The organism is Streptomyces sp. NPDC101152, from assembly GCF_044768275.1.
In the GTDB taxonomy this organism is placed as follows: Bacteria; Actinomycetota; Actinomycetes; order Streptomycetales; family Streptomycetaceae; genus Streptomyces.
Window position 1 is genome coordinate 166,926 of the sequence record NZ_JBIWPO010000016.1, and the last position, 11,278, is coordinate 178,203.

Annotated in this window: 8 protein-coding genes and 1 pseudogene; 2 read left to right on the forward strand and 7 right to left on the reverse strand. The window is 71.6% G+C overall.

Going from position 1 to position 11,278, the window contains the following annotated elements:
• Positions 1-18 precede the first annotated feature (18 nt).
• The 6 genes from ACIRVK_RS22440 to ACIRVK_RS22465 all read right to left on the reverse strand — a co-directional run bounded on the left by ACIRVK_RS22440 (position 19) and on the right by ACIRVK_RS22465 (position 7,568).
• Entirely contained in the window at positions 19-516 is a 498-nt protein-coding gene (locus ACIRVK_RS22440; protein ID WP_404249640.1) for a methyltransferase family protein, read from the reverse strand.
• A 55-nt stretch (positions 517-571) separates the two neighbouring features.
• Entirely contained in the window at positions 572-3,394 is a 2,823-nt protein-coding gene (locus tag ACIRVK_RS22445; protein ID WP_404249642.1) for an NHLP bacteriocin export ABC transporter permease/ATPase subunit, read from the reverse strand.
• Position 3,395: 1 nt separating this feature from the next.
• Positions 3,396-5,618: an NHLP family bacteriocin export ABC transporter peptidase/permease/ATPase subunit gene (locus tag ACIRVK_RS22450; protein ID WP_404249644.1), complete on the reverse strand. Its 2,223-nt coding sequence runs from the start codon at positions 5,616-5,618 to the stop codon at positions 3,396-3,398.
• Positions 5,615-6,421, reverse strand: coding sequence for an HlyD family efflux transporter periplasmic adaptor subunit (locus tag ACIRVK_RS22455; RefSeq protein WP_404249646.1), 807 nt, complete (start codon positions 6,419-6,421; stop codon positions 5,615-5,617). The genes ACIRVK_RS22450 and ACIRVK_RS22455 overlap by 4 nt, the downstream gene beginning before the upstream one ends.
• Positions 6,422-6,541: 120 nt before the next feature.
• Positions 6,542-6,757 (reverse strand): type A2 lantipeptide, encoded by a 216-nt coding sequence (locus tag ACIRVK_RS22460; RefSeq protein ID WP_404249648.1) that lies wholly within the window; start codon positions 6,755-6,757, stop codon positions 6,542-6,544.
• A gap of 454 nt (positions 6,758-7,211) precedes the next feature.
• Positions 7,212-7,568: a PaaI family thioesterase gene (locus tag ACIRVK_RS22465; protein WP_404249671.1), complete on the reverse strand. Its 357-nt coding sequence runs from the start codon at positions 7,566-7,568 to the stop codon at positions 7,212-7,214.
• 247 nt (positions 7,569-7,815) lie between these two features.
• Between ACIRVK_RS22465 and ACIRVK_RS22470 the strand changes: the two genes are divergently transcribed.
• On the forward strand, positions 7,816-9,300 hold the full coding sequence (locus ACIRVK_RS22470) for a S1 family peptidase (protein WP_404249649.1): 1,485 nt from the start codon (positions 7,816-7,818) through the stop codon (positions 9,298-9,300).
• A gap of 447 nt (positions 9,301-9,747) precedes the next feature.
• Positions 9,748-10,356 carry a LuxR C-terminal-related transcriptional regulator gene (locus ACIRVK_RS22475; RefSeq protein WP_404249651.1) on the forward strand — a complete coding sequence of 203 codons (609 nt, stop codon included), beginning with the start codon at positions 9,748-9,750 and terminating at the stop codon, positions 10,354-10,356.
• A 237-nt stretch (positions 10,357-10,593) separates the two neighbouring features.
• Here the strand turns inward: ACIRVK_RS22475 and ACIRVK_RS22480 are convergent.
• Positions 10,594-11,238 (reverse strand): annotated as a pseudogene (locus ACIRVK_RS22480) (ATP-binding cassette domain-containing protein); the annotation flags it as partial.
• Positions 11,239-11,278: the final 40 nt, after the last annotated feature.

Consider the following 11,278-nt stretch of genomic DNA (forward strand, 5'->3'; position numbering starts at 1 on the left):
TTCTGGGCGAACCAACGCTCATCCGTCGCCGCGCCACGGTGTGAACCGAGGCAACCAGCCAGGTACCGCACGCCGGTAACGCTCGTAGTCGGCGCCGAACCGGCGCGTCAGCTCGGGCTCCTCGTACCATCGCACGAACGCCCACATGCCAACGCCCGCGCAGACCCCGTAGCCGAACAGGAGGGGCCGGGCGAGCAGCAGACCCTGGCCGCCGATCGCCGCGAGCACGGCCACGTACATCGGATTGCGCACGTACCGGTAGAGGCCGCCCACCACCAGCTGCCCGGGCGGCGCGAGCGGTGCCGGAGTGCCCAGGCCCTCGATGACGAACCGGACGAAGGCTCCGAGCAGCACGACCGCGCCCGCGGCGAGCGGGAGCAGACCGAGCACCCGCACCGGCAGCCACCAGCCGCCGGTCCGCCAGCCGGTCAGCCACCAGGGCAGCAGCACCACCACGGTGCCGGGCGCGAGGAACAGGAACACGAGACTTCCGAAGGCCGCCGCAGCTCTGCGCACAAGGGACACCATGCCAGCGCAAAGGGGCCGCCGTCTCCCTCGCAGCGGTCCGGCGTCATGCCATCTGGCGCCGGACCAGCTCGTGCAGCCGCCCGCCCGTGTCCGCGAGCAGCTGCGCGGGCGGGCCCTGCTGGGCGACCTTGCCGTCCTCCATGACGATGACGCGGTCGGCGTCCAGGACCGTCGACAGGCGGTGCGCGATGACGACCCGGGTGGCGTTGAGGGCCTTGGTGGACTCGATCACCGTGCGCTGGGTCTCGTTGTCGAGGGCGCTGGTCGCCTCGTCGAAGAACAGGATGCGCGGCCTGCGGATCAGCGCCTGGGCGATCATGAGGCGCTGACGCTGGCCGCCGGAGACGGCGCCGCTGCCCGAGACGATCGTGTGCAGCCCCATCGGCATCCGCTTGATGTCCTCGGCGAGCCCCGCCATCTCGGCCGCCGCCATCGCCTCCTCGGGTGTGTAGGGCTCGGTGCCGCAGATGACGTCCAGGATGGACCCGGTGAACGGCTGCGCGTGCTGGAGCACGACACCGCACTGGCGCCGTACCGCCGACTGGTCGAGGGCGGCGAGGTCCTGGCCGTCGTACAGGACACTGCCCGAGACGGGCTTGTCGAAGCCGATCAGCAGCCTCAGCAGCGTCGACTTGCCGCAGCCGCTGGGGCCGACGATCGCCACGAACTCGCCCGGGCGGATCTCGAACGACACGTCGTCGAGGACCAGTGGCCCGTCGTCCGTGTAGCGGAAGGAGAGCCGGCGTGCCTCGATCGACCCCGTCAGCGGTCCCGGCCGGGTGCTCGCCGTGCGTACCTCGGGTGTCGCCTCGAGGACCGGCCTGATCTCCTCGAACAACGGCAGCGCCGCCACCGCCGACACGAACGCGCCGGTCAGCTGGGTGACCGAGGTCAGCAGCATCGTCACCGAGGTGTTGAAGGTGAGGAAGGAGGCCGCCGACATCGCCCCGCGCGCCGGGCCCGCGAGCAGCATGAACATCAGCAGGGTGCACAGCGGGAGGTACACCGCGCCCATCACCGTGGTGAGGTTCTTGATGCGGCCGACCTTCTGCTGCAGTTCGCGGCTGCGGGCGAACTCCGCGGCCCAGGCCGCGTACGCGTAGTTCTCGGCCGCCGCCACCCGTAGCTTCGGCAGGCCCCGCAGGGTCTGGAAGGCCTGGTTGTTCAGCTTGTTGGAGAGCACGACCAGGCGCCGCTGCCAGCGCACCTGCCAGAGTCCGAGACCCAGGAACGCGCCGGCGATCACGACCAGCATGCCGATCGCCGCCATCGCCATCGAGGTGCTGTACCAGAACAGCAGGCCCAGGTTCATCGCGCCGACGGTCACCGACTGGGCGATCACGGGCCCGATCCCCGCCATCATGCGGCGGATCGCGCTGATCCCCATGGCCGCGCTCGCCAGCTCACCCGTAGAGCGCTCGGTGAAGAACTTCGTCGGCAGCCGCAGCAGCCGGTCCCACACGGCGGGTTGCAGGGTCGCCTCGATACGGCCCTCGAGACGCAGGATGGTGAGGTTCTCCAGCAGCATGAAGGCCGCCGCCACCACACTGGTGACCATCACCGCGAGACAGACCTGCGCGATCAGGTTCGTCTGCGCCCGCGGCACGAACTCGCCCAGCACCTTGCCCGTGGCGATCGGCACCAGCGCCCCGATCGCCACCGTCACCAGACCGCTGACCAGCAGGTTCGACAGATCGCCGCCGGTGCCGCGCATGCTGAAGCGCAGCAGTCGCAGCGGACTGAGCGCCCGGTCGGGCAGCGGCCGGTAGAACATCACCGCGCGCGGCTCGAACTCCTCCGCGTTGGCCTTCTCGATCGGCGTCTCCCGCCCGGAGGAGGGATGCACGGCCACATAGCCGCCGCGCCGCCACAGCAACGCCACCGGCGCACCCGACAGGGCCCGGTGCCCCACCAGCGGACCGACGTTGTCCCGCCACCAGTGCCCGTCCAGGCGTACGGCCCTGGTGCGCACGCGGGAGGCGATGGCCAGGCGCTCCACCGGGTCGAGACGGTCGCTCTCCGTCCCGCTCTGCGCACGCTCCACCAGCGTGATCCCGGCCGCGTCGGCGACCAGCCTGCACGCCGCGTAGGTGGCGTCCGCGTCGGCGGACGTCGTGCGCCTGGCCGAGGAGGAGGACTTGCCGATCGAGGCGAGCAGCGTCTGGTCGGCCTGGGCGCGGACGGCCTCACCGGCCTTGATCCCGGCGGCCGTTCGCGTCTCGTGGGTCCGCTCCAGCTGCTCGATCCAGCGGTCCAGCGTGGTCAGCAGCCGGTACTGCTGGTCGACCATGCTCTGCCAGACCGCCGGGTCCATCAGCAGGTCGGCCGCCGCGTCGGCGCCGTAAAGCGAGCCGTACTGGACACTGCCCGGCGGCACCTGCATCCAGAAGACGTCGTCGTCGGTGATCTCGGTGGCACGCTCGGTGGCCATCGGCGCCTGGAAGAGGACGGACAGACTGCGGCCGACGCCGAGGGCGAGCGCGTACTCCAGCGGGCTGGTCGTCGGCGGAACGTACTGGGGGTTGCCGTACTCGTCGTAGGACCAGGTCTGCGTGTCGGCCGTCTGGTACAGCTCGCGCAGGCCGATGCGGTGCACCACGCAGTCCCGCAAAGGGCGGGCGACCAGGGTGTGCTGGGGGCCCGCGACCGGGCCGAGGACCAGCGATCCGGCCTCCAGCCGGCCGAGGTGGTGCCAGTGGCCCTGCTGCACGGCGTCCACCGCGAACAGGTCCAGGGCGCCGGCCGCGACCAGCCACAGCACCTGCGGGCCCTCCAGGTCGAGCCGGTTCAGGCCCGTGCAGTCGACCCGGGTGCCCAGGGAGCCGAGGGCGCCGAGAACGAGGTCGCCTTCGTGTGCGGTCGTCATCTCATCGCTCCCTGACCAGCGCCGCGTACGCGCCCCCGCGCGTCACCAGGTCCTCGTGCCGCCCGCGTTCCACGATCGTGCCGTGCTGCAGGACCACGATCTCGTCGCTGTCGCGCACGGTGCTCAGCCGGTGCGCGATCACCACGCAGGCGCAGCCCCGCCGGCGCAGGTTGTCCATCACGACCTGCTCGGTCTCCGCGTCCAGCGCGCTGGTCACCTCGTCGAGCACCAGGATGCTGGGCCGGCGCACCAAGGCCCGCGCGATCTCCAGGCGTTGGCGCTGACCACCGGAGAAGTTGCGGCCGTCCTGCTCGACCCTGCTGTGGATGCCGCCGGGGCGGCGCATCACGACGTCGTGGAGTGCCGCGTCCCGCAGCGCCTCCACCACCGCGTCGTCCGGGATGGACGGATCCCACAGCGCCACGTTGTCCCGGACGGAGCCCTCGAAGAGGAAGACCTCCTGGTCGACGAAGGAGACGGAGGCGGCCAGCGCGCCGCGCGGGATGTCGTCCAGTCGCTGTCCGTCGATGCGGATCACGCCGTCCCAGGGGGCGTACAGACCTGAGATCAGCCGGGACACCGTGGACTTGCCGCTGCCCGAGCCGCCGACCAGCGCCACCTGCTGGCCCGGGCCGACCGTGAGGTCGAAGCCGGTGAGCAGCGGCTTGTCGAGCGGGTTGTAGCCGAAGGTGATGTTCTGCAGCTCCACATGGCCGTGCAGGCGGCGCGTGGAGTCGCCGGCGCCGGGACGGCCGTAGAGCGGGTCGGCCTGGAAGTTCTCGACGTCCTTGAGGCGGGCCACGTCGGCGGCGAAGTCCTGGATGCGGCCCGCGACACCGTTGAGCCGGGTGATCGGGGCGGTGAAACGGGTGACCAGCGACTGGAAGGCGACCAGGAGGCCCACCGAGATGCCGCCCTCGACCGCGCGCATACCGCCGACCCACAGGATCACCGCGCTGTTGAGCGAGGCCAGCGTCGGCGCGACCACGCCCAGCCAGGCGCTCGGCACCCCGAGCCGCTGCTGCTCCTCCAGGGTGGTGGCGTGCTGCCCGGCCCATTTGCGGAAGTAGCCGTCCTCACCGCCCGTCGCCTTCATCGTCTCGATCAGCTGCAGGCCGGTGTAGGCGGTGTTGGTGAGCCGGGCGCTGTCCGCGCGCAGCTTGGCCGTGCGGGTGGCGCGCAGCCGGATGACGACCCGCATGGCGACGATGTTCAGCAGCGCCACGCCGATGCCGACGAACGTCAGCTGGGGGTCGTAGGTGTAGAGCAGGATCGCGTAGAGCACGACGACCACGCAGTCCACGCCCGCCGCCGCGAGGTCGCGGGCCAGTGTCTCGGCCACCTGGTCGTTGGACTGCAGCCGCTGTACCAGATCGGCCGGGCTGCGCTGGGCGAAGAACGTCACCGGCAGCCGCAGCAGATGGCGCAGGAAGCGGGCGCTGGAGAGGGTGGAGGAGATGATCCGGCCGTGCAGCAGGTTCGCCTGCTGCAGCCAGGTCAGCAGCACGGTGAGCAGCACACACGCGCCCATCGACGCGAACAGCACGCCCAGCAGCGAGGTCTGGCCGCCGATCAGGAACATGTCGATATAGGTACGGCTGAGCGCCGGCACCGCCGCTCCGACCAGGACGAGGAGCAGGCTCGCCAGCACCGCGGCCGGCATGGTGCCCGCCGTGCCGCGCAGCCGGGCGGGCATCGCGCCCAGGATGCCGGGCTTGCGGCCGCCCTTGGTGAAGCCCTCGCCGGGCTCCATCACCAGCACCACACCGGTGAAGCTGCCGTCGAAGTCCTCCATGGGCACGAAACGCCGGCCCTTGCCGGGGTCGTTGATGTACACCCCGCGCCGGCCGAAGCGGCGCCCCATGCCGTCGTAGACGACGTAGTGGTTGAACTCCCAGAACAGTACGGCCGGCGTCCTCACCTCGGCGAGGGCGGCCGTGTCCATCTGCATGCCCTTGGCCGTCAGTCCGTAACTGCGGGCCGCCTTCAGGAGGTTGCTCGCGCGCGAGCCGTCGCGGGAGACACCGCAGGCGATGCGCAGCTCCTCCAGCGGGACGTGCTTGCCGTAGTGGCCGAGCACCATGGCGAGGGAGGCGGCGCCGCACTCCACGGCCTCCATCTGCAGGACCGTCGGCGTACGGACGGTCCTCACCTTCCCCGTGGGGACGGGACGCTTGGGCGCAGCGGCGCGGCGTCTGCTCCGGGTCTCCTGTGCGGTGCTCACGGCAGCAGCCAATCGACGGGACGCTGATCGGCCAGCCGGATCGAACCCGAGGCCAGGGTCATGGAGGTGAGAGGGAACGGCGGCCCGTCCTTGGACGACCACCGGTAGCCGCTCCTGGTGCCCGACGACTTGTCGAGCTCCACCAGGACGGCCACCGGGCGGCCCTTCTTGGTGAACTGCTCGCCCAGTTGGCTGTCCCCGAGGAACGCCGCGATCTGCTGCGCCGACTCCGCCGAGCGGTCCACCGACTTCACCTGACCGCGCAGCACGCCGTACGTCTGCGTCGGCACGGAGGAGACGGTGAGGTCGACCTTGGCGTCGGCGGGAATGGAAGCCGCGTTCTCGGCCGGCACGTACACCGTCGCGTACAGCGGATCGGAGGCGTGGGCGACCTTCTCGACGGCGGCGACGTTCGCGCCGGTCTGGATGATCTGGCCGATGGTGGCGGCGAGCGCGGTGATCCGGCCCGCGGCGACCGTGCGCACGACGGTGTCGCCCCGGCTCGTACGGACCTTCAGGACGGGAGAGTTGGCGGGCAGGCGCTCGCCCTGCTGGGCGAGAACCGCGGTGACCTGGCCGGCGACCGGGCTCTGCAGGACGTAACTGCCCTGACCGTGGGTGAGGACGGCGGGCGCGCTGATCGTGGAGGCCACCGAGCCGGTCACCGCCCACACCGAGGCGGCCGCCACCGCGACGACCGTCACGGACAGCACGAGCCACCCCTGCGGGCGGGCGAAGCGCACCGGAAGGTCGAGCTCCTCCGGTGACTGGAGCTTGGCGAGGGCCTGTTGGCGGAACTGCACGGGACTTTCCCTCACCTGGAAACGAGGAAGGACCGGCTCGCGCGAGCCGGCTGGTTCACGGCAACCGAAGGCCCCGGAGCCTGGTTCGGCTCCGGGACTCGACGATCACAAAAGGTGCGATCAGAGACCGGCGACCAGGTTGGTGACCGGAGCCGTGTTCAGGCCGGTGACACCCTCGACGGTGCCGACGGCCGTGTTGAGCACACCGGAAACCGGGGCGATGCCGTCCACCAGGCCGGTGACGGTGCCGAGGGCGTTCACGGACAGACCGCCGGAGACGTTGTCGAGCTCCGCGTCGGAGATCTCGACGGTCTCAACCTGGGGGGTGGAGTTCATGATGGAACTTCCCTTCATATGGATATCTCACAAGGGGGGAGCGGCCCCCTCTGGGGACAGAGCGACGGCCGCGACCGCGAGCGCCGGGCACCCGTTTCCGGGAACCCTCCGCGGCCCCCGCGGTGCGATGGATCAAAGCACGCGGCGGGTCCGCGCTTCCAATCAACCAACCGCCTCACCAGGCAACTTGCGTCCCTGCGGTACCGATCCGTGCAGGAGTGCGCACCGGTCGGTGGCAGGTTCTTCACATGCCTCACGGCATCGGTGCGTCACAGGGCTTGCTGATCGTCAGGCGAATCCGACACTCCCGCCGCAATGGCGTGGCCCGGTGGACGGGCTTGTGCAGAATCCCCGCGCACGGTGACCTCGTTGCGCATTCGGTGTGCAGATTCTCTGGAGTCGGGATTCGGTCCGGTGTTCAGGACGGAGCGTCGCCGGCCGACCGCGCACCGTGTCAGCCCAGAAGGGCGTAGACGGTGCTCGCGCGTGCCGCGATCCGACCGGAGTCCGCGTCGGTCAGGGTGACGTCCGCGAACGCCATCCGCCGGCCCGGCTTGGTGAGCACCGCCTCGATCAGGACATCAGAACCGGTCACCGCCCGCTGGAACGACGTCGACTGCTGAACGGTCGTCATGGGCCCGTACGCACCGCGCGCCGCGGACACCGCGATCACAGTGGCCGTGTCCGCGGCCGCCATCAGCGCCTGCCCCGAAAGCCCGCCGCCCTCCCGCGCCAGCCGGTCCGACCAGGGCAGACGCAGCACCGCGCGGTCGTCGCCCAGCGCCTGCAGGCGCAGGCCCAGCTCGAGGATTCAAGGGGCGAAGTCGGCGGAGAGGATCTTGTCGGCTTCGCCGGTCGTCATCGTCATATGGGCGATTGTTCCCGGCGTCGCCGCGTCAGCCGAGGGTCATGGCCGATTCGGCATCCGGCAAAGAGAGTTGGCGAACCGCATTGAACGCACCACGAGGCCCGTGCGTACCAACAGCCATCCAGGCGCCAGAACAGAACAGCTGCCGAACGGCGGCACAGACTCCGGTCCCCCCAGGAGGATGAGAAGTTTGAGTCACAAGCGAATTCCGAAGCGCAAGGCCGCGATCGCGGCGGGCAGCGTCGTGGCGCTCGGCGCGGCCGTGATGCTGCTGCCGAACGCCAACGCCTCGCAGGACGGCTCGTCGAACGGCGCCGCCGTCCCCAAGACCCTGAAGGCGACGGACGCCTCGGATCTCGCCGCGCAGCTGCAGACCCTGCTCGGTCAGTCCTTCGCCGGCTCCTACTACGACGCGGCGAGCAAGCAACTGGTCGTCAACGTGGTGTCCGGCAGCAACAACCAGGTGGTCGTCGAGGCGAAGAAGGCCGGCGCCCAGGTGCGTGAGGTCAAGAACAGCCTCGCCTCGTTGAAGTCCGGGGCACAGACCCTGAAGGCCAAGGCGACCATTCCGGGTACGGCTTGGGCGATCGACCCGAAGACCAACAAGCTCGCCGTCACGGCGGACCGCTCGGTGACCGGCGCCAAGTGGGCCAGACTGACCTCGACGGTCAAGAGCCTCGGCGGCGGCATGGCGACGGTGAAGAAGACGTCCGGCAAGTTCAAGACCCTGGTCTCGGGCGGCGACGCCATCTTCGCCCAGGCCCAGGGCGGCACCGTCCGCTGCTCGCTCGGCTTCAACGTCACGGCCAAGGACGGCAGTCCGGCCTTCCTGACGGCCGGTCACTGCGGTGTGGCCGCCAAGCAGTGGTCCGACTCCCAGACGGGCAAGCCCATCGCCACCGTCGACCAGGCCACCTTCCCCGGCAACGGCGACTTCTCCCTGGTCAAGTACGACGACCCCAACACCAAGACCACCAGCGACGTCAACGTCGGCGGCGGCCAGACCGTCCAGATCACCAAGGCAGCGGACGCCACCGTCGGCGAGCAGGTCTTCCGCATGGGCAGCACCACCGGCCTGCACAACGGACAGGTCACCGGCCTGGACGCCACCGTCAACTTCGCGAGCGAGACCGTCCCCGGCGGCACCGACACCGTCACCGGCCTCATACAGACCAACGTCTGCGCCGAGGCCGGCGACAGCGGCGGCTCGCTGTTCACCCAGGACGGCAGCGCGGTCGGCATGACCTCGGGCGGCAGCGGCGACTGCACCGCGGGCGGCGAGACCTTCTTCCAGCCCGTGACCGCGGCCCTCCAGGCCACGGGCGCCACCCTGGGCGACAGTGGCGCGGGCGCGGGCGCGGGTGCGGGCAACCAGGGCGGCTCGGCCTCGGCCGACCCCTCCGCCTCGGCGACCGACGGCACCGGCGCCGGCGGCCAGGCGGGCGGCGGCGCCGCGGTGGGCGGCACGGCCGACCCCTCCGCCGCCGCGACCGACGGCACGGGCGCGGGCAACCAGGGCGCGGGCACGGGCGCGGGCGACCAGTCCGGCGCGGGCACGGGCGCGGGCGACCAGTCCGGCGCGGGTACGGGCGCGGGCGACCAGTCGGGTACCGGCACCGGCGCGCAGTCCGGGGCCGGCGCGAACAACGGTTCGTCGCTCACCCAGACCCGCTGATCGGCCTCACTCGCGGTTCCGGTCGGCAGCGGACGGCCCGGCCCTCCGGCGGGAGGGCCGGGCCGCGTCGTGTCCGCACGAGCCGGAGGGTCGGGCAGCGGCTTTCGGCGCCCCGCACGCCCCCCGTGCCACGGCCGGACGCCCCGTCACGAAGATCCGGTCCGTCGTCCACGAGCGCGCACCGGAGCGCGCTCACCGGTGCGGCACAGACCGCGCGCACCTGAAAAGGCGCACGTCGGCCCGCGGAACGGTGAAGAGCGCCCAGGTACCCCGCCAACCCGCTCCCATGCCACCCCAGTCGATGCGCGCGACAGCGTGCGGGCGCCTCAAGTGCGCCCCCGCGCACCCTGATGGCCGGTTCTTCGCGCCCACGGATGGTCGCGGACGCCAACAATGGGCACGCGCTCAACACCATGGACGAGTCGGACGGAAAGCTGAGGGTGGGCAGTGATCCGGGTACTGCTGGTGCACGACGAGTGTCTGATGCGTTCGGTCCTGGCGGAGTGGCTGCGCCGGGAACCCGACCTGGGAGTGGAGGAGACGACCTGGCGCGGTGCGCCGGGCAGATTACGGGCCGCGCGGCCCGACGTCTGCGCGGCGGACCTGGAGTGCTCGGACACGTACGGCATCCCGCCCCTCGGCGAACTGGGCCGGGGCGGGGCGGAACCGGCCCCGCCGGGGCTCCTGGTGCTGACCAGCGCGAGCCGGCCGGGCCTGTTGAAGCGGGCGGTCGAGGCGGGAGCGCTGGGGTACGTCGACAAGGAGAGCTCGCCGGAGCGTCTCGTGCGCGCGATCCGCAGGGTCGCCGAGGGTAAACGTTTCGTCGACGACTCCCTGGGCTTCGGGTTCCTCAAGGCCGCCCAGATGCCGCTGACCCGGCGCGAGCTCAGCGTGTTATCCCTCGCCGCCGAGGGCGCTTCCGTCGCGGAGATCGCCGGGAGCCTGCACCTGTCCAACGGGACCGTGCGCAACTACATGGCGGCCATCACCCGCAAGACCGGCGCCCGCAACCGGATCGACGCGATCCGCATCTCGCAGGGCGAGGGCTGGCTCTGAACCCGCCGCCACCGGCGCCCACGCGCCGACCAGGTCCCGGTACAGGGGCGAGGCCCGCAGCAGGTCGTCGTGGGAGCCGTACGCCGTCCCGCGCCCGTCCATCACCAGGACCCGCTCCGCCCGCCGCGCCGAACTGATGCGGTGGGCGACGACGACCAGCGTGCCGCCGGGCCGGGCCGCGAAGGCGCGTTCCGCGCGTTCCTCCGCCGACGGGTCGAGGTGGCAGGTGGCTTCGTCGAGCAGGGCGAGCGGGGCAGGGGACAGATAGGCCCGGGTGAGCGCGATCAGCTGGCGTTCCCCCGCGGACAGGGTCGCCGGGTCGATCGCCGCCGCCGGCCCGCCGAGTCGGTCCAGCAGCGGGGCGAGCCCCAACGCCTCGGCGGCCGCGAGCAGTTCCGCCTCGGGCACACGGTCCGTCCGGAAGTGGGTCAGGTTCTCCGCGACGGTTCCGGTGAAGACGTACGCCTCCTGCGGGATGAGGACCCGTCGCGCCGAGGCCTGTGCCGAGGGCACCGGCTCCCCGCAGATCCGGATGGTGCCGTGCCGGGGCTCCAGCAGCCCCGCGACCAGCGCCGTGAGCGTGGACTTACCGATCCCGCTCGGGCCGACGACCGCCAGGTGGGCGCCGTGCGGGAGGGTGAGGTCGAGGTCCTGGACCACGGGGGCGGCGGTGGGGCCGTAGGCGAAGGTGACGGAGGAGAGGGCCAGGGCGGGGGCGGGGTGTGCGGCCGTGGGGAGCGCACCACGCGGCTTCACCCCGGGTCCGTCGGACATCGCGCCGCTGCCTGCTGCTAGTGCCGCGGCAGGCGACGTTCGCCCCGTCGCGACGCCCGGCACGCCCTCTCGCCGCACCGGCCGAAACCCCAAGCACGTCCGGTCCATCAACGGCGTCTTCCGTCCGGCACGCCGAGAGGAGGCCCCG

Bases quoted from the DNA above. Each gene is read 5' to 3' on its own strand.
- ACIRVK_RS22445 (WP_404249642.1), bottom strand. From the start codon at position 3,394: ATGACGACCGCACACGAAGGCGACCTCGTTCTCGGCGCCCTCGGCTCC.
- ACIRVK_RS22460 (WP_404249648.1), bottom strand. From the start codon at position 6,757: ATGAACTCCACCCCCCAGGTTGAGACCGTCGAGATCTCCGACGCGGAG.